At 72.1% G+C, this 23,941-nt stretch carries 23 protein-coding genes and 1 tRNA gene; 15 read left to right on the top strand and 9 right to left on the bottom strand.

What is annotated here, in order from left to right; translation table 11 throughout:
• Nucleotides 1-82 precede the first annotated feature (82 nt).
• On the top strand, nt 83-580 hold the full coding sequence (locus EXE57_RS04590; protein ID WP_135074422.1) for a hypothetical protein: 498 nt from the start codon (nt 83-85) through the stop codon (nt 578-580).
• Nucleotides 581-767: 187 nt separating this feature from the next.
• Nucleotides 768-2,531: a 2-isopropylmalate synthase gene (leuA, locus tag EXE57_RS04585; protein ID WP_135074420.1), complete on the top strand. Its 1,764-nt coding sequence runs from the start codon at nt 768-770 to the stop codon at nt 2,529-2,531.
• 11 nt (nt 2,532-2,542) lie between these two features.
• On the opposite strand, the gene EXE57_RS04580 is transcribed toward leuA, so the two are convergent.
• A complete protein-coding gene (locus EXE57_RS04580; protein WP_167305818.1) occupies nt 2,543-5,317 on the bottom strand; it encodes an ATP-binding protein in 2,775 nt (924 codons plus the stop codon).
• An 80-nt stretch (nt 5,318-5,397) separates the two neighbouring features.
• Here EXE57_RS04580 and EXE57_RS04575 point away from each other — a divergent pair, with 80 nt between their 5' ends.
• Both EXE57_RS04575 and recO read left to right on the top strand, forming a co-directional pair.
• Nucleotides 5,398-6,276: an alpha/beta fold hydrolase gene (locus EXE57_RS04575; protein ID WP_135074416.1), complete on the top strand. Its 879-nt coding sequence runs from the start codon at nt 5,398-5,400 to the stop codon at nt 6,274-6,276.
• Nucleotides 6,277-6,294: 18 nt separating this feature from the next.
• Nucleotides 6,295-7,023 (top strand): DNA repair protein RecO, encoded by a 729-nt coding sequence (gene recO, locus EXE57_RS04570; protein WP_135074414.1) that lies wholly within the window; start codon nt 6,295-6,297, stop codon nt 7,021-7,023.
• A 44-nt stretch (nt 7,024-7,067) separates the two neighbouring features.
• On the opposite strand, the gene EXE57_RS04565 is transcribed toward recO, so the two are convergent.
• A complete protein-coding gene (locus EXE57_RS04565) occupies nt 7,068-7,808 on the bottom strand; it encodes an isoprenyl transferase (RefSeq protein ID WP_135074412.1) in 741 nt (246 codons plus the stop codon).
• Between the two features lie 157 nt (nt 7,809-7,965).
• Between EXE57_RS04565 and EXE57_RS04560 the strand changes: the two genes are divergently transcribed.
• Nucleotides 7,966-9,645 (top strand): sensor histidine kinase, encoded by a 1,680-nt coding sequence (locus EXE57_RS04560; protein WP_135074410.1) that lies wholly within the window; start codon nt 7,966-7,968, stop codon nt 9,643-9,645.
• Nucleotides 9,646-9,647: 2 nt separating this feature from the next.
• Here the strand turns inward: EXE57_RS04560 and EXE57_RS04555 are convergent, their stop codons facing one another.
• From EXE57_RS04555 to EXE57_RS04540, 4 genes are read right to left on the bottom strand one after another with little or no spacing between them, the layout of a single operon-like run.
• The gene (locus tag EXE57_RS04555) at nt 9,648-10,037 is read right to left on the bottom strand and encodes a Fur family transcriptional regulator (protein WP_135074408.1); all 390 of its coding nucleotides are present in this window, start codon (nt 10,035-10,037) and stop codon (nt 9,648-9,650) included.
• Nucleotides 10,030-10,884 (bottom strand): metal ABC transporter permease, encoded by an 855-nt coding sequence (locus EXE57_RS04550; protein WP_135074406.1) that lies wholly within the window; start codon nt 10,882-10,884, stop codon nt 10,030-10,032. The genes EXE57_RS04555 and EXE57_RS04550 overlap by 8 nt, the downstream gene beginning before the upstream one ends.
• Complete coding sequence (locus EXE57_RS04545) at nt 10,881-11,654, bottom strand: metal ABC transporter ATP-binding protein (RefSeq protein WP_244246994.1); 774 nt, start codon at nt 11,652-11,654, stop codon at nt 10,881-10,883. Before EXE57_RS04545 ends, EXE57_RS04550 begins: the two co-directional genes overlap by 4 nt.
• Nucleotides 11,651-12,604, bottom strand: coding sequence for a metal ABC transporter substrate-binding protein (locus tag EXE57_RS04540; protein ID WP_135074402.1), 954 nt, complete (start codon nt 12,602-12,604; stop codon nt 11,651-11,653). Before EXE57_RS04540 ends, EXE57_RS04545 begins: the two co-directional genes overlap by 4 nt.
• 61 nt (nt 12,605-12,665) lie before the next feature.
• Between EXE57_RS04540 and EXE57_RS04535 the strand changes: the two genes are divergently transcribed.
• The 6 genes from EXE57_RS04535 (at nt 12,666) to EXE57_RS04510 (ending at nt 18,761) form a co-directional block, all read left to right on the top strand.
• A complete protein-coding gene (locus EXE57_RS04535) occupies nt 12,666-12,986 on the top strand; it encodes an antibiotic biosynthesis monooxygenase family protein (RefSeq protein WP_208542967.1) in 321 nt (106 codons plus the stop codon).
• Nucleotides 12,987-13,053: 67 nt separating this feature from the next.
• Nucleotides 13,054-14,466 carry a glycine--tRNA ligase gene (locus EXE57_RS04530; RefSeq protein WP_135074400.1) on the top strand — a complete coding sequence of 471 codons (1,413 nt, stop codon included), beginning with the start codon at nt 13,054-13,056 and terminating at the stop codon, nt 14,464-14,466.
• A 22-nt stretch (nt 14,467-14,488) separates the two neighbouring features.
• Entirely contained in the window at nt 14,489-15,181 is a 693-nt protein-coding gene (locus tag EXE57_RS04525) for a hypothetical protein (protein ID WP_135074398.1), read from the top strand.
• Nucleotides 15,182-15,219: 38 nt separating this feature from the next.
• Nucleotides 15,220-16,344 (top strand): tRNA dihydrouridine synthase DusB, encoded by a 1,125-nt coding sequence (gene dusB / locus EXE57_RS04520; RefSeq protein ID WP_135074396.1) that lies wholly within the window; start codon nt 15,220-15,222, stop codon nt 16,342-16,344.
• 163 nt (nt 16,345-16,507) lie between these two features.
• Entirely contained in the window at nt 16,508-17,422 is a 915-nt protein-coding gene (locus EXE57_RS04515; protein ID WP_135074394.1) for a VldE C-terminal domain-containing protein, read from the top strand.
• Nucleotides 17,423-17,471: 49 nt separating this feature from the next.
• Nucleotides 17,472-18,761, top strand: coding sequence for a deoxyguanosinetriphosphate triphosphohydrolase (locus tag EXE57_RS04510; protein ID WP_135074392.1), 1,290 nt, complete (start codon nt 17,472-17,474; stop codon nt 18,759-18,761).
• Here EXE57_RS04510 and EXE57_RS04505 read toward each other — a convergent pair.
• The 3 genes from EXE57_RS04505 to EXE57_RS04495 are packed head-to-tail and all read right to left on the bottom strand — an operon-like array spanning nt 18,737 to nt 19,737.
• Entirely contained in the window at nt 18,737-19,051 is a 315-nt protein-coding gene (locus EXE57_RS04505) for a YtxH domain-containing protein (RefSeq protein ID WP_135074390.1), read from the bottom strand. The genes EXE57_RS04510 and EXE57_RS04505 overlap by 25 nt on opposite strands.
• Nucleotides 19,052-19,081: 30 nt before the next feature.
• Nucleotides 19,082-19,324 carry a DUF3618 domain-containing protein gene (locus EXE57_RS04500; protein ID WP_135074388.1) on the bottom strand — a complete coding sequence of 81 codons (243 nt, stop codon included), beginning with the start codon at nt 19,322-19,324 and terminating at the stop codon, nt 19,082-19,084.
• Nucleotides 19,321-19,737, bottom strand: a complete 417-nt coding sequence (locus EXE57_RS04495) for a phage holin family protein (RefSeq protein ID WP_135074386.1) — start codon at nt 19,735-19,737, stop codon at nt 19,321-19,323. Before EXE57_RS04495 ends, EXE57_RS04500 begins: the two co-directional genes overlap by 4 nt.
• 123 nt (nt 19,738-19,860) lie before the next feature.
• On the opposite strand from EXE57_RS04495, the gene dnaG reads away from it, so the two are divergent.
• The 4 genes from dnaG to EXE57_RS04475 all read left to right on the top strand — a co-directional run bounded on the left by dnaG (nt 19,861) and on the right by EXE57_RS04475 (nt 23,939).
• Nucleotides 19,861-21,753, top strand: coding sequence for a DNA primase (dnaG, locus tag EXE57_RS04490; protein WP_135074384.1), 1,893 nt, complete (start codon nt 19,861-19,863; stop codon nt 21,751-21,753).
• Nucleotides 21,750-22,238, top strand: coding sequence for a hypothetical protein (locus EXE57_RS04485; protein ID WP_135074382.1), 489 nt, complete (start codon nt 21,750-21,752; stop codon nt 22,236-22,238). The genes dnaG and EXE57_RS04485 overlap by 4 nt, the downstream gene beginning before the upstream one ends.
• A 60-nt stretch (nt 22,239-22,298) precedes the next feature.
• Nucleotides 22,299-22,374 (top strand) — tRNA-Asn (locus tag EXE57_RS04480).
• A 77-nt stretch (nt 22,375-22,451) separates the two neighbouring features.
• Nucleotides 22,452-23,939: a fused MFS/spermidine synthase gene (locus tag EXE57_RS04475; RefSeq protein ID WP_135074380.1), complete on the top strand. Its 1,488-nt coding sequence runs from the start codon at nt 22,452-22,454 to the stop codon at nt 23,937-23,939.
• Nucleotides 23,940-23,941 lie beyond the last annotated feature (2 nt).

The raw sequence follows: 23,941 nt of genomic DNA, 5'->3' as shown, positions 1-23,941 counted from the left end.
CCGTGCGCGAACTCTACGCGCGGGGGCGGCCGCGGGCGCTAGGGTCGGGACGTCTCGGTCGACCCATCTGGGGAGGAACCCAATGAAGATCCGCACCATCGGCGCCGTGGCGGCGCTCGCGCTGTCCCTGACCGCTTGCGGTGGTGGCGACGACGAGCAGGCCAGCAAGGCGCTGTCCGACTCCATCATGGAGAGCAACGACCAGACCTTCGAGGTGACCCGCGAGCAGGCCGACTGCCTGGGTGACGGCATGGTGGAGGAGATCGGGACCGACCAGCTCGTCGAGTACGGCATCATCACCGAGGAGCTCGAGGCCGCCGACGGCATCGAGGGCGTCGAGATGTCGCAGGCCGACGCGGAGTCCGCCGCCGACGTGATGTCCGGCTGCGCCGACATCAAGGAGCTGTTCACCGGCGCGATGGGGGACAACATCCCTGCCGAGGCACAGGCGTGCATCGACGAGAACCTCACCGACGAGGTGCTCAACAAGTTCCTGGTCGCCGTCTTCCAGAACGACATGGAGAGCGGCCAGCAGGAGATGATCACCGCGCTCGGGGAGTGCATCCAGCCGGGTTCCTGATCCCGACTGTCCCACCACGTGGTCCGACGGAGGCTGCGGCTCGAGACAGGCCCGAGGTGCGTTACGCTCGACGGGTCATGACGAGCCGCAGCCTCCTTCTTCGCTGCCGCCGCGAGGGCTGACCCAGCCGGACCCTCGCCGCGGAGAGTTCGTGTCGCCGGCACCCGGACCCAGCGAAGGCCACCCCATGACCCACCACGACGTACCCCGCCTGCACCGTTCCGCCCATGCCCAGCGTGACTCGGGCATGCCGATCGGTCGCTACCACCCCTTCGAGCCCGTCGACCTCCCCGACCGGACCTGGCCCGGGCAGCAGGTCACCCGCGCTCCGCGCTGGCTCTCGACGGACCTGCGCGACGGCAACCAGGCGCTGATCGACCCGATGACGCCCGCACGCAAGATGACGATGTTCGACCTGCTCGTCTCGATGGGCTACAAGGAGATCGAGGTCGGCTTCCCGAGCGCCAGCCAGACCGACTTCGACTTCGTCCGGCAGCTCATCGAGCAGGACCGGGTCCCCGAGGACGTCACCATCTCGGTCCTCACCCAGGCCCGCGAGGACCTCATCGAGCGGACGGTCCACAGCCTGGTCGGCGTCCACCACGCCAACATCCACCTCTACAACGCCCTCGCGCCGCTCTTCCGGCGCGTGGTCTTCCACGCCGGCCGCGACGAGGTGAAGGACATCGCCGTCCGCGGCACCGAGCTCGTCATGAAGCACAGCGAGAACGTGCTCGGCTCGACCCTGATCGGCTACGAGTACAGCCCCGAGATCTTCACCGGCACCGAGCTGCCCTTCAGCGTCGAGGTGTGCGAGGCGGTCTCCGACGTCTGGCAGCCCGACGACGACCGCGAGATCATCCTCAACCTCCCCGCCACGGTCGAGATGTCGACGCCCAACGTCTACGCCGACCAGATCGAGTGGTTCTGCCGGCAGCTGACCCGCCGCGAGCAGACCACCGTGTCGCTGCACCCCCACAACGACCGCGGTACGGCGGTCGCCGCGACCGAGCTGGCGATGATGGCCGGCGCCGACCGGGTCGAGGGCTGCCTCTTCGGGCACGGCGAGCGCACCGGCAACGTCTGCCTGGTCACGCTCGGCATGAACCTCTTCAGCCAGGGCATCGACCCGCAGGTCGACTTCTCCGACATCGACGAGATCCGCCGGACGGTCGAGTACTGCACGCAGCTGCCCGTCCACCCGCGGCACCCCTACGCGGGAGACCTCGTCTACACCGCGTTCTCCGGGTCGCACCAGGACGCCATCAAGAAGGGGCTGGAGGACCTCGACAAGCGGGCCCGCGACGCCGGTGTCCCTGTCGAGCAGGTCGACTGGGAGGCGCCGTACCTCCCGATCGACCCGAAGGACGTGGGCCGCTCCTACGAGGCGGTGATCCGCGTCAACAGCCAGTCGGGCAAGGGCGGCGTCGCCTACATCCTCAAGGCCGAGCACAAGCTGGACCTGCCCCGCCGGGCGCAGATCGAGTTCAGCCGCGTCGTGCAGGAGCGCACCGACGCCGACGGCGGCGAGATGACCTCGGACCAGATCTGGGAGGTCTTCCGCTCCGAGTACCTGGCGCGCGAGGAGCCGCTCCGGCTCGACTCGGTCCACACCTCCAGCGCCGCGGGGGAGAAGGACGCGCTCACCGTCAACGTCCACGTGGAGGGCGAGCTGCGGACCCTCGAGGGCGTCGGCAACGGCCCGATCGCGGCCTTCGTCGACGCACTCAACGGTCTCCCCCAGGGCTACGACGTCCGCGTCCTCGACTACGCCGAGCACGCCCTCTCCTCGGGCGGCGACGCGGTCGCCGCGGCGTACGTCGAGTGCGCGATCACCACCGCGGAGGGCGAGACCGAGGTGCTGTGGGGCGTCGGGATCGACGCCAACATCGTCACCGCGTCGCTGCAGGCCGTGATCGGCGCCGTCAACCGGAGCGCCGGCCGCGGCTGACCGGGCCCGGGTCAGCCGTCCTGCAACGGCAGGCGGACGGTGAAGGTCGTCCCCTCGCCGGGGGCCGACTCGACGCCGATCCGGCCGCCGTGCACGGCGAGGATCCCCGCCACGATCGACAGGCCGAGGCCTGTGCCCTGGATGGCGAGGTCCTGGGCGGTGGAGGCGCGGAAGAACTTCTGGAACAGCCCTTCCTGCTCCTCGTGGGGGATGCCGATCCCCGTGTCGACGACGAGCAGCCACGCCTCCCCGTCGCGCACCTCCAGCGAGGTCGTCACGAGCCCGCCGTCAGGGGTGAACTTCAGGGCGTTGCTGAGCAGGTTGAGCAGGACCCGCTCGAGCTGGATCGCGTCGCCGACCACGACGACCGGCTGCTCCGGCACGACGAACGAGAGCTTGAGGTGACGGTCGCGCACCATCGGCCGCAGCGAGTCCTCGGCCTGGGTGACGAGGTCGCGGACGTCGATCGGGGCACGGTTCCAGGCGGGGCCGTCGGAGTCGAGCCCGGCGAGCGTGAGCAGGTCGTTGCACAGCGAGATCAGCCGGTGGCCGTTGCGGGCGATCGTGTCGAGCAGCGGGACCTGCTGCGGATCGGGCTCGACGGGGGAGCCGTCGGCGAGCAGCTCGGTGTAGCCGACGATGCTCGTCACCGGCGTGCGCAGCTCGTGGCTGACGGTCGAGACGAACTCGTTCTTGGCGGCGTCGAGCTGTCGTAGCCGCTCGGAGGCGGTCCGCTCCTTCTCGAGGGCCGCCATCAGCATCATCTGGCTGTGCCGCTGCTCGGTCACGTCGCGGCCGACCACGAGGTAGCCGGCCTGCGGCCCGAACTCGCTGCCACCGCCGCTGAGCGTCATCGAGACCGTACGCCGTGACCCGCCGGCCGTCAGCCAGGTCCAGTCGTCGACCTGCGACTCCCGCTCCTCGCCGATGGTCGAGGTGAGGGCGCTCCAGCCGCTGCCGTGCGCGTCGGCGGTCCGCTCGGCCATCTCGGTGGGATCGAGCAGGTCGGTGAACTGGCGGCCTCGCACCTGCTCGGTGGTCCAGCCCAGCAGGGCCTGCGCGCCGGAGTTGAAGAGGGTGATCCGGCCGCGGCCGTCCATGCCGATGATCGCCGTCGACATGCCGGCCTGGAAGAGGGTGTTCATCAGCCCGGCCGTGGTCCGCTCGGTGGTGACGTCGATGCCGGTCATCACGGCGTAGCGGGGAGTGCCGTCCTCGTCGCGGACCAGGTCGGTGTTCCACACGATTCGCAGCACGTCGCCGGCCGCGGTCTGGACGTCGGCCTCGCGGGACCCCGGGATCGCCGACCCGTCGGGGGAGCTGAACATGCTGCGCACGATCGGCACCCGGTGGGGCGGGATGATCGACTCCCAGACCGGTCGGCCCAGCACCTCGTCCTCGTGGAACCCCGTCAGGGTGCTCGTCGCCCGGTTGGCGCGGACCACCGTCCCGTCCATGTCGCAGACCAGGATGATGCAGTGCGTGGTGTCCAAGGTGGCGCTGGTGAGCCGCTCGGCGGCCGCGGTGCGGGCGAGGGCGGCGTACTCGGCGCTGACGTCGAGCAGCTGGGCGGAGAAGGTCGCGTCCGCACCGCGGGTGAGCGGCGAGATCGCGATCTTGACGTGGCTGGTCGGCCGGTGCGGTACCGACACCTGCCCGCGCCATCCGTCGAGGTCGCCGCCGACCATCTCGCGGACCACGCTGCGCAGGGTGGAGGGACCGCTGAGGACCCGGTCGAGGTAGCGCCCCACCACGCGGGTCCGGCCGTCGTCGAGGAGCTGCAGGGCGGTCTCGTTGGCGTCCACGATCTCCAGCCGGTCGCCGCGCAGGCTCAGCAGGAGCATGCCGGTCATCGACTCGGTGAAGTTGCGGCGGAACAGCCGTTCGCGCTCGGTGAGCACCTCGAGGGCGAGCCGGCGCTGGGTGACGGCCATCGTGAGGGGAAGCACCACCAGCGCCCCGGCGAGGATGAAGCCCTGGACCAGGGGTGCGGCGAGCTCCAGCGAGATCGCGCCCGCGGGCCCCGTGTCGCCGAAAGGACCGCGGCCCTGACCGGTGAGCAGGATCGCCACCAGGCAGGTGACGAGCAGCTCGATCGTCACCGCGCGCGGGGAGAGCCGCAGCCCCGCCCACACCAGGATCGGCAGCAGCGCGAAGGACAGCGGGTAGGAGTGGACCGGGATGAACAGGGCACAGGTGACGGCCGCGAGCCACAGCACCTGGATCGCGAACTCCAGCCGCGGCGCCTCCGAGGTGCGCTGCCGCCAGGTCATCGCCACCGGGACGATCACCATGGTGGCGGCCATGTGGGAGGTGAAGATGTTGCGCAGCGTCGTGGGCAGCGAGCCGTCGTCGAGGGCGTACGCCGCCAGCGCCCCCAGCACGCCGACGACCAGGGCGCCGACCACTGCCGCGACGACGAGGCGGACGAAGTCGGAGAGGTGGCCCAGCGTGACCAGCCGGCCGTCGGGACCCTTGAGCAGCATCCCGGCCACGAGGGCCTCGGCGGCGTTGGCGATGCTGTAGGCGAGCGAGAGGTCCGCGGTCTGGCCACCGCTCAGGTTGGCGGCCAGGGAGACCGCGAAGATCCCGAGCACGACCGGCAGCACGTGCCGACGGGGGACCAGCGCGACCAGTGCGACCGAGATGCCGGCGGCCGGCCACCAGAAGGCGACGTCGCTGCCCTCGGGACGGAACAGCACGGCGCTGGTGCCGGCGACGTACACGCCCAGCAGCGCCACTGCCACGGCTGCCGGCCCGGCCCAGCGCCGGCCGTTCTCGCTCATGGACACAGTCTTGTGCATGCGGGCGGGGTTTGCCCCGTTTCCCGTGCCACGGAGTGCGGGGGACGGCCTACGCTGCGGGCATGTTGGTGTCCGAACGGATCGGCCAGTTCTTCCTCGACAGCGATGCGGGGCGCGACCGGCTGGAGTACACCGAGTACGGCTCCGGCGACCGGTGGGTGGTGCTGCTCCATGGGCAGCTGATGCCGCGCCGGATGTGCCAGCCGCTCGCGCGCACGCTCGCCTCCCAGGGCCTCCACGTCGTCACCCTGGACCTGCTCGGCCACGGACGCTCCGACCGGCCGGAGGACCCGCTCGTCTACTCGATGACCGCGTTCGGCGGGCAGGTGCTCGCCCTGCTCGACCACCTCGGCGCCGACCAGGCCGTCGTGGGCGGGACCTCGCTCGGGGCCAACGTCTCCCTCGAGGTCGCCAGCCTCGCGCCGGACCGGGTCCGTGGCCTGCTGCTCGAGATGCCGGTCCTCGACAACGCGGTGGAGGCGGGGATCATGGCCTTCGCACCCCTGATGTTCGCCGCGCGGTTCCTGCCGGTGACGGTCACGGCGCTGCGGCTCCTGACGCGTCCGGTGCCGCGGGGCCTGGTGCCGTTCTGGGTCGGGATCGGGCTCGACACCTGCGACCAGCGGCCGGGGTCGGTCGCGGCCGTGGTGCACGGCATCTTCTTCGGTCGCGTGGCCCCGTCCTCGCGGGAGCGTCGGGCCATCACGGCGCCCGCGCTTGTGGTCGGCCACCCGTCCGACCCGATCCACCCGGCCGCGGACGCGGCCATGCTGGCCGAGGAGATGCCGTACGCCGAGTTCGTCCGCGCGACCAGCATCCTGGAGTGGCGTCGGCGGCCCGAGCGCCTCGACCGCCGCGCCGTCGAGTTCGCCCTCGCCTGCTGGGAGCCCGCCCAGGAGGACGACCTGACACGGCCCCGGCAGCGGCGCCCGCAGGGCTGAGCGCGGCACAATGGTGCTGTGCCCCTCTACCGAGACGAGGCGGTCGTCCTCCGGACCCACAAGCTGGGGGAGGCCGACCGGATCATCACCCTGCTGACCCGTCAGCACGGGCTGGTCCGCGCGGTCGCCAAGGGGGTCCGGCGCACGACCTCCCGCTGGGGCTCCCGGCTGGAGCCGTTCACCCACGTCGACCTGCAGCTGGCCGAGGGCCGAAGCCTCGACACCATCACGCAGGCCGAGACGCTGACGCCGTTCCCCTCACGGCTGGGGCACGACTACGACCGCTACACCGCCGGCACCGTCATGCTCGAGACCGCCGAGCGCCTGGTCACCGAGGAGAAGCAGCCCTCGGTCCAGCAGTTCCTGCTGCTCGTGGGCGGGCTCCGCGCGATGGGCGGTGGCGAGCACCCCGCGGGTCAGGTGCTCGACTCCTACCTCCTGCGGTCCCTGGCCGTCGCGGGCTACGCCCCCTCCTTCGACCACTGCGCACGCTGTGGGGACCCGGGTCCGCACCGCTGGTTCAGCCCCGCGTCGGGCGGGGTGCTGTGCGGTGACTGCCGGGTGCCCGGCTCGGCAGGGCCCGCCGCCGAGACGCTGTCGCTGCTCGGCGCGCTGCTCGCCGGTGACTGGCCGGCCGTGCACGCCGCCGACCCGCGCCACCTTCGCGAGGCCAGCGGCCTCGTCGCCGCCTACCTCGCCTGGCACCTCGAGCGCGGCCTGCGGTCGTGGGAGTACGTCGAGCGGTGACCTCGGTCGGTCTCCCCGCCTGAGCGGGCCAACCGACGCCCCCCTCACGCCCCGCCGTACCTCCGGTCCCGCCGGGCGTACGTCTCGATCGCGTCCCACAGGTGGCGCCGGTCGACGTCGGGCCAGAGCACGTTGCTGAACACCATCTCCGAGTACGCCGCCTGCCAGAGCATGAAGTTGCTCAGCCGTTGCTCACCGGAGGTCCGCCAGACCAGGTCGGCGTCGGCCAGCTCGGGGACGTAGAGGTGGCGGGCGAAGGTCTGCTCGGTGATCCGCTCGGGGTCCAGCCGACCGGCCGCGACCTCGCGCCCGAGGCCGCGGGCCGCGTCGACGAGCTCCTTGCGGCCGCCGTAGTTGACGCACATCGTCAGGGTGAGGACGTCGTTGTCCCGCGTCAGCTCCTCGGCGACCTGCAGCTCCTTGATCACCGACCTCCACAGCCGCGGCGCCCGACCGGCCCACCGGACCCGCACGCCGAGCTCGTGCATCTCGTCGCGACGACGCCGGATCACGTCGCGGTTGAAGCCCATCAGGAAGCGGACCTCGTCGGGCGAGCGGGACCAGTTCTCGGTCGAGAAGGCGTACGCCGAGATCGCGCCGACCCCGATCTCGATCGCCCCCTCGACCACGTCGAAGAGGGAGTGCTCGCCCTGCTCGTGGCCGGCCGTCCGCGGCAGGCCGCGCTCCTTGGCCCAGCGGCCGTTCCCGTCCATGACGATGGCGACGTGGCGCGGGACGAGGTCGCGCGGCACGGCCGGTGGCCGGGCGCCGGACGGGTGCGACATGGGTGGTCGGACAGGGCGTCTCACATGCGCAGGATGTCAGAGCCGGGGCGCCGGCCGCGCGCAGCGGACCGCCGGAGACAGCATCTCCCCAAAACGCTGCCGCTCTGGGAAGATCTCGCCCGGGGGAGTGGAGCGTGTCACGGAGAGGGGGGCCGTCGTGACCGAGCACGAACGTGAGCGCGCAACCGCTGCCGTCGGCTGGCGCGCGCGGCTGGACGGCTCGGACCCGGTCGCCCTGCAGGTCGTCTTCACGGCTCTGATCGCCTTCGACCTGGCCGTCCGGGTGCTCGCCGGGCGGATCGACTCGTTCGCCTCCTGGCCGGTCGCAGCCCTGCTGGTCGCACTGGCCGCCCTGGTGCTGTCCGTGGCCGCCCCGTGGGACCGACTCCCGGCGGGCGCGGTCGCCGTGGTCCCGGTCATCGACATCGCGGTCGTCGGGGTGTCGCGGCTCGCGTCGCTCGGGGCCGGAGCCGGGCTGCTGGTGCTGATCCCGGCGTACTGGCTGGGGCGTGCGTTCGGCCGGCGCGGCATCCTGGTCACGCTCGTGGCCGGCGTGCTGACGATCACGATCCCGGGACTGCTCGTCCTCGAGCCGACCGGCGACAACATCTCGCGTTCGGTGCTCGTCCCCGCGCTCGGCACCTGGGCGGCCTGGGCGGCACAGGCGCTCTCGTCGACGCTCGGGCAGCTTCGCCGCGAGCGCGAGGTGGCCGAGCTCGACCGCGACCGGCTCTCCGTCGCCCTCGACACCATCGAGCACCAGCGCCGGGTCTCCGACGCGATCCTCGACACCGTCGACGTCGGCCTGCTGCTCCTCGATGACGAGGGGCGCTACCAGTCGATGAACCGGCGGCACCGCGACTTCATGGCCCTGTCGTTCCCGGACGGGCACCGGGGCCGGGCAGGTCAGATGGGGCTGATCTACGACGAGAGCGGCACCTCGTTGCTGACAGGCGAGCAGATGCCCACGACCCGCGCCGCGGCGGGCGAGGAGTTCGACGACTTCCGCATCTGGGTCGGTGACGACCCGTTGACCTCCCGCGCCCTGTCGGTCTCGGCGCGCTCGGTGCGCGACCCCGAGGGACGGTTCGTCGGCGCGGCCCTCGCCTACAAGGACGTCACGGAGTTCATGCGCGCGCTGCGGGTCAAGGACGAGTTCGTCGCCTCGGTCTCCCACGAGCTGCGGACCCCGCTCACCTCGATCCGCGGCTACGTCGACCTGCTGATGGAGGAGGACGGCATGCCCGAGGAGGCCGTACGCCAGCTCGCCGTGGTGGCGCGCAACGCCGAGCGGCTGGGCCGGCTGGTGGCCGACCTGCTCCAGTCCGCCCAGATCGACCTGGGTCCGATGCGCGTCGTCCGGACCCGCGGCGACCTCGCCGCCACGGTCCGGGAGACGGTCGCGGCCGCCGCCCCGGCAGCGGCCTCGGTCGGCGTCACGCTCGACGCCGACCTCCCGGACGCCCTGGTGATGATGATGGATCGCGACCGGATGCGGCAGGTCGCGGACAACCTGGTCTCCAACGCCATCAAGTACACCCCGCGCGGCGGCAAGGTCCACGTCCGGCTCGGTGTGGACGGCGAGCGTGTCGAGCTCTCCGTGGAGGACACCGGCATCGGGATCGGCGCGCGCGACCGCGACCAGCTGTTCACCCGCTTCTTCCGGTCACGCCAGGCGGAGGAGCAGAGCATCCAGGGCATCGGCCTCGGCCTGTCGATCACCAAGTCGATCGTCGAGAGCCACGGGGGCCGGATCGAGGTGGACAGCGAGGTGGGGCGTGGCAGCACCTTCCGCGTCCGGCTGCCCCTCGGTGTCGAGGCAGCTGCCGACCGCTGACCTCAGCGGCAGCGGGGGCAGTCGCCGAAGATCTCCAGCGTGTGGCTGACGTCGGCGTACCCGTGCTCCTCGGCGACCGCCTGCGCCCACTGCTCGACCGCCGGGCCCTCGATCTCCACGGTGGCGCCGCACGAGCGGCAGACCAGGTGGTGGTGGTGGGTCCCGGAGCAGCGTCGGTAGCTGGCCTCGCCGTCATCGGTCCGCAGCACGTCGACCTGGTCGTGCTCGGCGAGCAGCTGCAGGGTGCGGTAGACGGTGGCGAGGCCGACGCCGTGACCCTGCGAGGCGAGCACCGCGTGGATCTCCTGGGCGGACCGGAAGTCGTCGATCGTGGCCAGGGCGTCGGCGACGGCCTGGCGCTGGCGGGTGAGGCGCAGTGGCTGGTCAGGCACGGGCGACCTCCCGGGCGCGGGACTGCCGGCTGCGCAGCCACACCCCGGCCGGCCAGGCGAGCGCGAAGCCGGTCAAGGACAGCAGCACGATCGTGGGGCCGGGCGCGACGGTCAGCGGCACCGTGGAGAGGTACGCCGCGAGCACGAGCCCGCCGAGCGAGGCACCGAGGCCGAGCACCATCGCGACGCCCAGCGTCGAGCGGAAGGACCGCGTCAGCTGCTGGGCGGTCGCCACCGGCACCACCATCAGGGCCGAGACCAGCAGCAGCCCGACGGTCCGCATCGCCACGGTCACCGTCACCGCGGCAAGCACCGCCACGAGCAGGTTGTAGAAGCGGATCGGGACGCCGGCCACGCGCGCGAAGTCCTGGTCCTGCGAGACGGCGAACAGCTGGGGCTGCAGTCCCAGGCAGACGGCGATGACCACGACCGCCAGCACGACGGTGGCGAGCAGGTCGGCGACCGACACGCTCGTGACGGAGCCGAAGAGGAACTCCTGCAGCCGCGAGGCCGTCTGGCCGGCGAGTCCGGTGATGAGGACGCCGCCCGCGAGGCCGCCGTAGAAGAGCAGGGCGAGGGCGACGTCGCCACTGGTGTGGCCGCGCTCGCGGATCACCTCGATCGCGACCGCGCCGACCACCGCGACGAACACCGCGAACCACGTGGGGGAGGTGCCGGTGAGCAGGCCGAGGGCGACGCCGGTGACGGCGACGTGGCCGAGCCCGTCGCCGAGCAGCGCCAGCCGGCGCTGCACGAGGTAGGTGCCGATCGCGGGCGCTGCCAGGCCGGTCACGGCCGCCGCGATGAGCGCGCGGACCATGAACGGGTACGTCAACAGGTCGATCATCGCTCCTCCAGGGAGTCCAGCGGCGAGCCGACGTGGGGCGTGTGGTCGTGCCGCTCGATCCGGGGGTGGTGGTGGGGCTCGTGCACCGCCTGCTCGTCGAGCGGGTCACCGTCGTAGGACACCCGGCCGTGGGACATCACGACGGCGCGGTCCACGAGGGGAGCGAGCGGGCCGAGCTCGTGGGCCACGAGCACGATCGTCGCGCCGCGGTCGCCGAGCACGGCCAGGGAGCGTGCGAGCGCCTCCTGGTTGGGCAGGTCGACGCCCGCGGTGGGCTCGTCGAGGAAGAACAGCTCCGGCTCGCCGGCGAGCGCACGCGCGATGAGCACCCGCTGCTGCTGGCCGCCGGACAGGGTCGCGACGCTCTCCGCCGCCCGGTCCTCGAGACCGACCACCTCGAGGGCGTCGTCGACCGCCCGGCGGTCGGCACGCGACAGGGGGCGGAACAGGCGGCGCCGCCCGAGCCTGCCGGAGGCGACCACCTCCCGGACCGAGGCGGGTACGCCGGACGCGGCACCCGCGCGCTGCGGCACGTAGCCGATCCGGTGCCACTCGTCGAAGCGAGCCAACGGGGTGCCGAACAGCTCCACGGACCCGTCGGCCACCGGTCGGAGCCTGGTCACCGCGCGGACCAGCGTCGACTTGCCCGAGCCGTTGGCGCCCATCAGGGCGACGAACTGGCCGTCCTGCACGGTCAGGTCGACGCCCTGGAGGACCGTCCGGCCGGCGATGGAGACGTCGAGGTCACGGACCTCGATGACGGTGCTCAACAGCCGTTCGCCTCCTCCAGGGCGGCCAGGTTGGCGCGCATGAGCGAAAGGTAGTCCTCCTCGGCCGTCTCGTCGGCCAGACCCTCCACCGGGTCGAGCACCCCGGTCGTGACCCCGAGGTCCGAGGCCAGCGTCTCGGCCATGGCCGGGCTCGCCAGCCGCTCGGAGAACACGGTGGTGAGCCCCTCCTCGCGGATCAGGTCGGACAGGTCGGCGAGGACCGCGGGAGAGGGCTCGGCGTCGGGGGTGAGCCCGGCGATCGGCTCGAGGTGGAGGCCGTACCCGGCGAGGTAGCCGAAGGCGTCGTGGCTGACGACCACCACGTCGCGCTCGCAGTCGGCGAGCCCGTCGGCGTACTCCCGGTCGAGCGCCTCGAGCTCGACGGCCAGCTCCTCCGCGTTGGCGCGGTAGGTGTCGGCACCGGCCTGGTCGAGGGCGGCCAGCTCGTCGGCCACCGCCCGGGCCAGGACGGCCATCCGTGCCGGGTCCTGCCAGAAGTGGGGGTCCAGGTCGCCGTGGTCGTGCGACTCCTCGTCCTCGGCGTGCTCCTCCTCGTGGGCGTGGCCCTCCTCGGAGTGGTCGGCCACCGGCTGCAGGTCGACCACGCCGCCGGCCTCCAGGGTCGCGCCCTCGACGTTGGTGTCGACGGCGTCGTCGACGGCCGGCTGGAACTGCTCGAGGTAGACCACCAGGTCGGCCTCGGTCAGCGAGGCGGTGGCGTCGATGGAGAGCTCCAGGTCGTGCGGCTCGCCGCCGGGGGAGGTGAGGTTGGTGACCGTCCAGCCGTCACCCGCCACCCGCTCGGTCACCCACGCGAGGGGGTAGAAGGACGCGACGACCTCCCGTCCCCCACCCCCCTGGTCACCGGTGATCGCGCCGCACCCGGCCAGGAGGGCGGAGGCGGCGGCGACGGCGACGGGGACGCGGAGACGGGTGGCGAGCGACGACATGAGAACGATTCTCAGCCGAGTTGAGAATGATTGTCAAACCGGGTCGCGCCATACTGGCCGGGTGCTGGTCGTCAACAGGTTCGTGGTCCCCGAGGAGCAGGCCGTCACCTTCCGTGACGACCTCGAGCGCGCCCGGCAGGCGCTTGCCGAGCGCCCCGGCCACCTGACCAGCCACGTCGGCCGCAACGTCGACGACCCCACGCTGTGGACCCTGGTCAGCACGTGGGAGCACGTGGGCGCCTACCGGCGGGCGCTGTCGGCGTACGACGTCAAGCTGTACGCCGTCCCGGTGCTCAGCCGGGCGATCGAGGAGCCGAGCGCCTACGAGCCGGTCGAGCCCGGGGCCGACCTGAACGTGGCGGACACCCGCTCGTTAGGCTGAGCGCTCGCCCAGCTCACGACGTCAGCCCGGCAGCCAGCCGGCCGACACCAGGAAGCGAGTCACTCCCGTGGCCAAGCCGCCAGCAACGACCCTCGACCACGTCGTCTCCCTCTGCAAGCGCCGGGGCTTCGTCTACCCGTGCGGCGAGATCTACGGCGGCACCCGCTCCGCCTGGGACTACGGGCCGCTGGGCGTGGAGCTCAAGGAGAACATCAAGCGCCAGTGGTGGAAGGCGATGGTCACTGCCCGCGAGGACGTCGTCGGGCTGGACTCCAGCGTCATCCTGCCGACCCGCACCTGGGAGGCCAGCGGGCACCTGAGCACCTTCAGCGACCCACTGACCGAGTGCCAGTCCTGCCACAAGCGGTTCCGTGAGGACCACCTGCAGGAGGAGTACGCCGGCCGCAAGAGCCTCAAGGGCGACCCGGTCGATCCTGATTCCGTCGACATCAACGAGTCGGTGCCGTGCCCCAACTGCGGCACCCGGGGCGCCTGGACCCCGCCGCGCGCCTTCAACATGATGCTCAAGACCTACCTCGGCGTGATCGAGGACGAGTCGGGCCTCCACTACCTCCGCCCCGAGACCGCGCAGGGCATCTTCCTCAACTTCGCCAACGTGGTGACCTCGAGCCGCAAGAAGCCGCCGTTCGGCATCGCCCAGATGGGCAAGAGCTTCCGCAACGAGATCACCCCCGGCAACTTCATCTTCCGCACGCGCGAGTTCGAGCAGATGGAGATGGAGTACTTCGTGAAGCCGGGGGAGGACGAGGAGCTCCACCAGTACTGGATCGACACCCGGACCGCCTGGTACACCGGCCTGGGCATCGACCCCGCGAACCTGCGCCACTACGAGCACCCGGCCGAGAAGCTGTCGCACTACTCCAAGCGGACCGTCGACATCGAGTACCGCTTCGGGTTCTCCGGGCGTGACTTCGAGGAGCTCGAGGGCATCGCCAACCGCACGGACTTCGACCTGACCCAGCACAGCACGTTCTCCGGGCACGACCTGTCGTACTTCGACCAGGCCGCCAACGAGCGCTACGTCCCGTACGTCATCGAGCCGGCAGCGGGCCTGACCCGGAGCCTGATGGCGTTCCTCATCGACGCCTACACCGAGGACGAGGCCCCCAACACCAAGGGCGGAGTCGACAAGCGCACCGTGCTGCGCCTCGACCCGCGCCTCGCGCCGGTGAAGGTCGCGGTGCTGCCGCTCTCGCGCAACGCCGACCTCTCGCCCAAGGCGCGGGACCTGGCCGCGGAGCTGCGCCAGAACTGGAACGTCGAGTTCGACGACTCCGGCGCCATCGGCCGCCGCTACCGTCGGCAGGACGAGATCGGTACGCCCTACTGCGTGACCGTCGACTTCGAGACCCTCGACGACCATGCCGTGACCGTCCGCGAGCGCGACACCATGCAGCAGGAGCGGGTCGGCCTCGACTCGATCACCTCGTGGTTCGCGCAGCGGTTCGTGGGGTGCTGACGTGCTCGTGCACAATGGCGGCATGCGCCGCTCCGCCCGCCTGATCGCTCTCGGACTCGCCGCCACCCTGGCCCTGTCCGCCTGCTCGGACGACGGGGAGACCCCCGCCTCGGGGAGCAGCGGGGAGAGCCCGTCCGCCTCCGAGACCCCGTACCTCGAGGTGCCCGAAGGGGTCGAGCTGACGACCCAGGGCTCGGAGCTCGAGATCGGTCAGACCGCCACGGTCGCCTACGAGCCGCGCCAGGGACAGATCGGCGCGCTCGACATCAAGGTCACGGCCACCGAGAAGGCCTCCTTCTCGATGTTCGAGGGCTGGGAGCTGACCAAGGAGACGCGCAGCACCTCCCCCTACTTCGTCCGCGCGAGGATCACCAACGTCGGCGAGTCCGACCTCGGGGGCAACCGGGTGCCGCTCTACATCGTCGACGGCGAGAACCGCCTCATCGAGTCCTCCGTGTTCACCGGGACCTTCGAGCCGTGCGAGGGGTCGGAGTTCCCCAAGAAGTTCCGCAACGGCGACCGGGTCAACGCCTGCATGGTCTACCTCGCTCCCGACAAGGGTGAGCTGACCGCCGTGAGCTTCCGGCCCACCCAGGAGTTCGACCCGATCACCTGGACCGGCGAGCTGGAGAAGGCCGGGGCCGGCCAGGGCGGCGGCAAGAACAAGAACAAGAAGCAGGGCGGCGGTCAGCAGCAGGGCAACGGCAACGGCTGAGTTGGGCCAACCGCGCCCTTCCCGCGACAATGGGGACCATGTCCCTGACCCTCGGCAGCCTGACGGTGCCCACCCCCGTGGTGCTGGCGCCGATGGCCGGCATCACCAACGCCGCCTACCGCCGCCTGTGCGCGGAGCAGGGGGCCGGTCTCTACGTCTGCGAGATGATCACCTCGCGCGGGCTGGTCGAGGGTGACGAGACGACCCGGCGGATGCTGGTCTTCGACGAGGCCGAGCAGGTCCGCTCGGTGCAGCTCTACGGCACCGACCCCGTCTACGTCGGCAAGGCGGCCGAGATCCTCTGCGCCGAGTACGGCGTCGCCCACATCGACCTGAACTTCGGCTGCCCCGTCCCCAAGGTGACCCGCAAGGGTGGCGGCGGGGCGCTGCCGTGGAAGCGAGGCCTGCTGGGCGCCATCCTCGAGCACGCGGTCGCGGCCGCCGCCCCGTACGACGTCCCGGTGACGATGAAGACCCGCAAGGGGCTCGACGACGACCACCTGACCTTCCTCGACGCCGGCCGGATCGCCGAGGAGGCCGGCTGCGCCGCGATCGCCCTCCACGGCCGCACCGTCGCGCAGGCCTACTCCGGCGAGGCCGACTGGGACGCGATCGGTGAGCTGGTCGACCACGTGGACATCCCGGTGCTGGGCAACGGAGACATCTGGGAGGCCGCCGACGCGTTGCGGATGGTCGAGCACACCGGCGTCGCCGGGGTGGTCGTCGGGCGGGGCTGCCTCGGGCGGCCGTGGCTGTTCCGCGACCTCGCGGACGCCTTCGCGGGTCGGGAGACCCGGACGCTCCCCACGCTCGGTGAGGTCGTCGTGATGATGCGACGCCACGCCGAGCTGCTGGTCGAGCACATGGGGGAGGAGCGTGGGTGCAAGGAGTTCCGCAAGCACGTCTCCTGGTACCTCAAGGGATTCTCCGCCGGCGGCCGGTTGCGCCACTCGCTGGCGCTCGTCGACTCCCTGGCGGCGCTCGACGCCCTGCTCGCCGAGCTGGACCCCACCGAGCCGTTCCCGGTGGCCGAGCTGGGCTCCCCGCGGGGGCGGCAGGGGTCGCCCCGGGCACGGGTCGCGCTGCCCGAGGGCTGGCTCGACGACACCGACGGGCTCGACTCCTGCGTCCGCGAGGAGTCTGTGGAGATCACGGGCGGATAACGCTCCGGTGACGGTAGGGTGACGGGAATTACCCCCTGAGGTGGCCCCCCGGATTGGAGCCCACCCCTAGGGGTGTGCTTGACTCCTTCACTCTCGGTGCGTCCGGCCACAAGCCGGGCGGTGAAGCACAGACCCCCGTCAGCAACAGCAAAGGATCAGCGCTGTGGCCATCAGCCACAAGCGGGACACCGATGCCCGCCGTTTTCCCCTCACCAAGCCCAAGGCGGCATTCGTCGCCGCCCCTCTCGCCCTCGTGGCCACCCTCTCCACCGTCGGGATGGGGGTGTGGGCAGCCGACTCCGACACCGGGGACATGCTGCTCTCCTCCAACCAGGCGGCGATCTCGCAGGCAGGCGAGACCACCGACAGCGACGCCGTGGACGTGTCCGAGCGTCCTCAGGTCGTCTCGCGCTCCGCGGAGCGCATCGTCCCCGAGGAGCCTTGGGAGGACCTGCTCGAGAAGCCGGCCGTCGCCAAGGCGATCAAGCAGGCCGACACCAAGCTCTGGACCACGGCTCCCCTCAACCTGTGGGTGACGCCGGGTGAGGACGCAGCCAAGAAGGGCGTGCTCGAGGAGTCCAAGAAGGTCCTCGTGACCGGCCGCGAGGCCGCCGGCCGCGTGGAGGTCGTCCTGGACGGCGAGGCCCGCTGGGTCACCTCCGGCTACCTCACCGACGAGAACCCCAACGCGGTCTCCGCCGACGGCAGCAGCGAGGGCGGGGCCCCGGCGCTCGGCGGGTCCTGCACCAACGGCACCGCCGTGGACGGCCAGCCCAACATCATCGCCGTCCACGAGGCCGTCTGCGCCGCGTTCCCGGAGATCACGACCTACGGCACCTACCGCAGCGACGGCGAGCACTCGCAGGGCCTGGCCATCGACATCATGGTCAGCGGGTCGCGCGGCTGGGAGGTCGCGGAGTTCGTCCGCGCCAACTACTCGGCGCTGGGCGTCAACTACGTCATGTACTCGCAGAAGATCTGGTCGGTCGACCGGTCGGCCGAGGGCTGGCGCTACGTGGAGGACCGTGGCTCGGTCACGGCGAACCACTACGACCACGTCCACGTCACGACGTACTGAGCCGGACGTCCGTCAGGACCATCGGTGGTGACCACTAGGGTCACCACCGATGGAGTCCCTCGAGCTGTACGACGACGCCTCGCGCGCCCGCCTGGTCGCGGAGCCGCCGAAGCGGGTGGCCGCCCCCGAGCGGACCCCGTTCGAGCGTGACCGCGCCCGGGTGGTGCACGCGGCGTCGTCGCGCCGGCTCGCGGCCAAGACCCAGGTGATGGGGCCGCAGAGCGACGACTTCGTCCGCAACCGGCTCACCCACAGCCTCGAGGTCGCCCAGGTCGCCCGCGACCTGGCCCGCGCCCTCGGCTGCCACCCCGACGTGGCCGAGACCGCCGCGCTCGCCCACGACCTCGGCCACCCACCCTTCGGGCACAACGGCGAGCGGTTGCTCGCCGAGTGGGCGGCGGAGTGGGGCGGCTTCGAGGGGAACGCCCAGACGCTGCGGATCCTCACCCGGCTCGAGGCCAAGACCTTCGACGAGGCGGGCGAGCCCGTGGGGCTCAACCTCACCCGGGCGACGCTGGACGCCTGCACCAAGTACCCGTGGTCGCGTGCCGACGCCGCGCCGCCGTCCGGCGTCCACGGCGACGGCACCCCGGTCGCCGTGGTGAAGTTCGGGGTCTACGAGGACGACCTGCCGGTCTTCCGGTGGCTGCGGCTGGACCAGCCCGGCACCCGGCGCTGCTTCGAGGCGCAGGTCATGGACCTCGCCGACGACGTCGCCTACTCCGTCCACGACGTCGAGGACGGTGTGGCGGCCGGCCGGATCGACCTCAGCCGCCTCGACCGGCCGGCGCTCTTCGCGACCGCCCGGGCCTGGTACCTCCCCGACGCCGACGACGCCGTGCTGGACGCGGTGCTCGACGGCCTGGTCGCCGTCGACGGCTGGCCGAGCACGACGTACGACGGGAGCCGCCGCGCCCTCGCCACGCTCAAGAACCTCACCAGCGACCTGATCGGCAGGTTCTGCGGCTCGGTCCAGTCGGCGACGTTCGCCTCGGCGGAGGGTCCGTTCGTCCGGCACGCTGCCGACCTGGTCGTGCCCGAGCAGGTCCGGCTCGAGATGGGCCTGCTCAAGGGGATCGCCGCCCACTACGTGATGCAGGCCGAGGACCGGGTGGCCGCACGCTCACGTGAGCGTGAGCTGCTCTCCTCGCTCGTGGAGGTGCTCGCCGACCGGGCCCCCGGCGTGCTGGAACGCCCGTACGCCGACGACTGGCACCGGGCCGGTGACGACGCGGCCCGCCGGCGGGTCGTGCTCGACCAGGTCGCGTCCCTCACCGACGCGAGCGCGGTGGCGTGGCACCACCGTCTCGTCGATCAGGGAAGGTCACCCTGGGGGTAGGGGTTGTCCTGGCGCGCGGTGCTGTCGGGGTGCAGCTGCTCCTCGAGCCCGTCGTCGCCACCGCCCTTGACCTTGGCGGCCGCGGCGTCGGCGGCACCGGCCACCTTGTCCTTGACGACCGGGGCCTTCTCCTTCGCCAGGTCGGTGGCCTGCTGGGCCTTCTCCTGGACCCGCGGGTCGTCCTTGACCTTGGTCGCCAGGCCCTTGATCTGCTCGTAGCGTTCGCGGCCGGCGCGGCTGCCGAGCACGTATCCCACGCCACCGGCGATCAGGATGGTCAGCTTCTTCATGGGGTTCCTCTCGGTTGTCGGTCGGGGTCGTCAGCGGGTGCGCCGCCACCACACGAGCGCGATCGCCATGGCGATCAGCGAGCCCGCGGCGGCGAGGACCTCGGGTCGTGGTGACCCGGTGCCGGTGGTGGCGCGGTCCTTGAGGTCGGCGGCCTTGCGCTGGGCGTTGGCCTTGACGTCGAGCTTGGCGGTCAGCTGGTCCACCGTGGCGGCCAGCTCCTCGCGCTGTGCAGCGATCTCGGCCTCGATCTCCTCGGGCGACTTGCCGCTCATCGGTGCTGTCCCTTCACGGTCGCGATGTCCTCCTTGACGCCCTCCACGGCCCGCTGCGGCGCCGCGGGGGTGGCTTCGCCGACCTTCGTGCGGCCGCCGAGCGCGAGACCACCGGCGCCCAGGAGCAGGACGACCGCGACGACCAGGGCGGCCAGCCAGGCCGCGACGGCCAGGCTGAGGGCGAGGATCGCGGTGGCGACCAGGGTCGCCAGCCCGAGGAACGCGAGCAGCCCGGCGGCGCTGAAGAGGCCGAGGCCGAGGCCGGCCTGCTTGCCCTTCTGGGCCATCTCGGCCTGGGCGAGGCGGATCTCGGACCTGATCAGCTCCGGGACCTGGGTCGTGAGGTCGTGGACGACGGCCCCGAGGGTCGGGTCGGAGCCCTGGCTCGTCGACGTGCTGTCGGAGTGGCTCATGACCTCCACCCTTGCCGGTCGCTGGTGACGGTGCCAACCCCCGGGAGGGTGAGTCCACCCGCTGGACGGCGGCCATGTGGAGGCGGGGAGCCCGGGCGGGGACCGCTGCGTAGACTCCGCAACGTGGTAGGCCGGATCCGTGACGAGGACATCGCCGAGGTGCGCGAGAAGGCTCGTATCGACGAGATCGTGATGTCCTACGTCACGCTCCGCAACGCCGGCGGCGGCTCGCTCAAGGGGCTGTGCCCCTTCCACGACGAGAAGTCGCCGTCCTTCCACGTCACGCCGAGCCGGGGCTTCTACCACTGCTTCGGCTGCGGCGAGGGCGGCGACGTCATCACGTTCCTGATGAAGCTCGACGGGCTGGGCTTCACCGAGGCGGTGGAGCGGCTCGCCGAGAAGTACGGCGTCCAGCTGCGGCGCGAGGACGGCGACGGACCGCGCGAGGACCGGCCCCGGGGTCCGCAGCGCAGCCGGCTCGTCGAGGCGAACCGGGTCGCCCAGGAGTTCTACGCCGACCAGCTGCGCAGCCCCGAGGCGCAGCATGCCCGCCAGTTCCTCACCGAGCGCGGCTTCGACGCCGAGTCGGCCGAGCGCTTCGGCAACGGCTTCGCGCCCCGTGACGGCGAGGCGCTGCTGAAGGTGCTCCGCCAGAAGGGGTTCCGCGACGAGGAGAGCGTGGCGGCCGGTCTGGTCGCGATCGGGCGGTCGGCGTACGACCGGTTCCGCGGGCGGCTGCTGTGGCCGATCCGCGACGCCTCCGGCGACACCATCGGCTTCGGGGCCCGCCGGATCTTCGACGACGACAAGATCGAGGCGAAGTACCTCAACACCCCCGAGACGACGCTCTACAAGAAGAGCCACGTCCTCTACGGGCTCGACCTCGCCCGGCGGGAGATGGGACGCACCTCCCAGGCGGTCGTCGTGGAGGGCTACACCGACGTCATGGCCTGCCACCTGGCCGGGGTCGGCACCGCCGTCGCAACCTGCGGCACCGCCTTCGGTGACGACCACGCCCGGGTGCTGCGCCGCTTCCTCCACGACCACGAGGAGTTCCGCGGCGAGGTCATCTTCACCTTCGACGGCGACGCGGCCGGCCAGAAGGCCGCGCTGCGGGCCTTCGACGGCGACCAGAACTTCGTCTCGCAGACCTACGTCGCCGTCGAGCCGTCCGGCCTCGACCCGTGCGACCTGCGGCTCAAGGAGGGGGACGCCGCGGTGCGCGAGCTGGTCGCCCGTCGCGTGCCCCTCTACCGCTTCGTGCTCGGCAACGTCGTCGGCAAGTACGACCTCGACCGCGCCGACGGCCGCGTCGACGCCGTACGCGAGGGAGCCCGGCTGGTGTCGAGCATCCGCGACAAGTCCAAGGTCGACGCCTTCGCCCGCGAGCTGGCCGGGATGGTCGGCGTCGACGTCGAGCAGGCCCGGGGCGAGGTCCGTCGGGCGCAGAACCGCGGCACTCGTCCGCAGCAGCCGCACCAGCCCCCGCAGGCCGCGCCGGTGGCGAGCGGCGAGCCGCCGCGGCGACAGCTGCCGGACCTGCGCGACCCCCGCTTCTCCATCGAGCGCGAGACCCTCAAGCTCGTGATCCAGCACCCCGCGGCGGTCGGCCACGCGGCCCGGGGCGTCGACGGCAACGACTTCACGCACCCGACGTACCGCGACGTCTGGGCGCTGGTGGCGGCTGTCGGCGGCCCCGCGGCCGCCGTCCAGGACCCGGGGTGGGCCGGCAAGCTGCGCGACGGCGCGACCGACCCGGCGGTGTCGTCGGCGATCAGCGCGCTCGGGGTGGAGCCCCTGAAGACCGCGAAGGAGCCCGACGCCGCCTACGTCGCGGCCCACGTCTACCGCCTGCAGGAGCTGACCGCGATGCGGCGCATCGCCGACCTGAAGTCCAAGCTGCAGCGCACCAACCCGGTCGAGCACCCGACCGACTACAACCGGATGTTCGGCGAGCTCGTCGCGCTCGAGCAGCACCGCCGCCAGCTGCGCGACCGGGCGGTGGGCGGCCGGTGAGGCTGCGTCGGGAGGCCCGGCCCGCGGTCGAGGTCGGGCGGGGAGAGTCGGTGCTCGCCTGGGCGACGACGAGCGCTGGCGAGGTGCTGGCCGGCACCCGCGACGCGGTCTACCTCGCCGGCGACCGGATCCCGTGGGAGCAGGTCGAGGCCGCCGACTGGGACCGCGACGCCGAGGTCTTCCGGCTCAGCGAGGTCGGCCGGTGGGGCGAGGAGCGTCGCGAGCACGTCCACGCGCTGGCGGAGCCGGGCCGGTTCCTCGAGCTCGTCCGCGAACGGGTCACCGCCAGCGTGGTCCTGCAGCGGCACGTGGCGGTCAGCGGGCGACGTGGGCTCCGCGTCATCGCCCGCCGGGCCCCCCGCGGCAACGGCCCCGTCGACTGGTTCTTCGAGTACGACGCGGGCGTCGACCCGGACGACGCGGAGGTCCGGGCCGTGGCGGATGCGGCCCTCCAGGCAGCCCGTGACGACGTCGGCGCGGGGTGACGGCCCGATTTCCGTCACCTCCGCAACGGTTGCTAACCTGTGCGGCGCAACCCGGCACGATCCCCTGTAGCTCAACTGGCAGAGCATTCGGCTGTTAACCGGAGGGTTGTTGGTTCGAGTCCAACCGGGGGAGCCACCCAGACGAGCACGTCCGCCACGGACGTGCTCGTCTTGCATTTCCGGGCGTTCCCGCCGCTCTGGCAGGCTGGCGCCATGGAGCAGCCCGTGACCCGCGAGCCGGCCGGTCTCGGGCCCTGGGCGGCGGGAGCGCTCGTCTTCGGCTCCTCGGGTGCCGTGCTGGTCGTGGAGCTCGCCTCGCTGCGGCTGCTGGCGCCGTACCTCGGGCTGACGCTCGAGACCAACACCCTCGTCATCGGGCTGGCGCTGGCCGCGATCGCGGCGGGCGCCTGGCTGGGTGGGCGCGCAGCGGACCGGTTCCCGCCCCGGGTCACCCTCGCGCCGCTGCTGGGCATGGCTGGGGGAGCGGTGGCGCTGATGCCGGGGCTCGTGCGGTGGGCGGGCGCGACCGGCGATCCGAGCCTGCTGTTCTGGATGTCCGCGGCCGCCATCGTCGTGCCGGCGGCGCTGCTGTCGGCCGTGACGCCCATGGTCACCAAGCTGCGCCTCACCAGCCTCGACGAGACCGGCACCGTCGTCGGCCGGCTCTCCGGGATCGGCACCGTCGGGGCGATCGCCGGCACGGTGCTGACCGGCTTCGTGCTGATCACGCTGGTGCCCGTCAGCACCATCCTGGTCGGGCTCGGCGTGCTGCTGCTGGTGAGCTCGGTCGTCGTCGACCTGCGCGTGCGGGGCTGGCGCGGCCGGGCGGTGGCGGCCGCGGTCGTGGCGGCGGGCGGGCTCGCGGCGGTCACGGCCCCGGGCGGGTGCGACGTCGAGACGACGTACCACTGCGCCGTGGTCGAGACCGATCCCGCCAACGCGTCCGGCCGGCTGCTGATCATGGACGGCGTCAACCACTCCTACGTCGACCTCGACGACCCGACCCACCTCGACTTCGAGTACGTCAGGGCGATCGCCTCGCTGACCGACACGGCGTACGCCGACGGCGAGCCGCTGCGTGCCCACCACCTCGGCGGCGGGGGACTGACCGTCCCGCGCTACCTCGACGAGGTCCGCCCCGGGACCGACAGCATGGTCTCCGAGATCGACGCCGGTGTCGTCGAGCTCGACGTCGACCGGCTCGGGCTCGAGCTCGGAGGCGGGATCGAGGTGCGCGTCGAGGACGGCCGCACCGGCCTGCGGCGGGTCGCCGACGGCAGCCAGGACCTCGTGGTGGGCGACGCGTTCGGTGGGGTGAGCATCCCCTTCCACCTGACCACGACCGAGGCGATGGAGGAGGTGGGACGGGTGCTGGCCGACGACGGGCTCTACGTCGCCAACCTCATCGACCACGGGCCGCTGGACTTCGCCCGCGCAGAGCTGGCGACGCTGCTCGCGCGCTTCGACCACGTCGCCCTCGCCGCGCGTCCCGAGGTGCTGGCGGGCCAGGGCGGCGGCAACCTGGTCGCGGTCGCGGGGGACCGGCCGGTCGACCTGGCCGCCTGGGAGGACCGGATGGCCGAGCGCGACAACCCCTGGGCCACGATCAGCGGCGAGCAGCTGGCCGCCTTCGTGGGCGACGCGATGGTGCTGAGCGACGACCACGCGCCGGTCGACCAGCTGCTCACGCCGTACGAGTGAGG

Source organism: Nocardioides euryhalodurans, assembly GCF_004564375.1.
In the GTDB taxonomy this organism is placed as follows: domain Bacteria; phylum Actinomycetota; class Actinomycetes; order Propionibacteriales; family Nocardioidaceae; genus Nocardioides; species Nocardioides euryhalodurans.
This window is presented reverse-complemented; position numbering and strand designations above follow the sequence as displayed.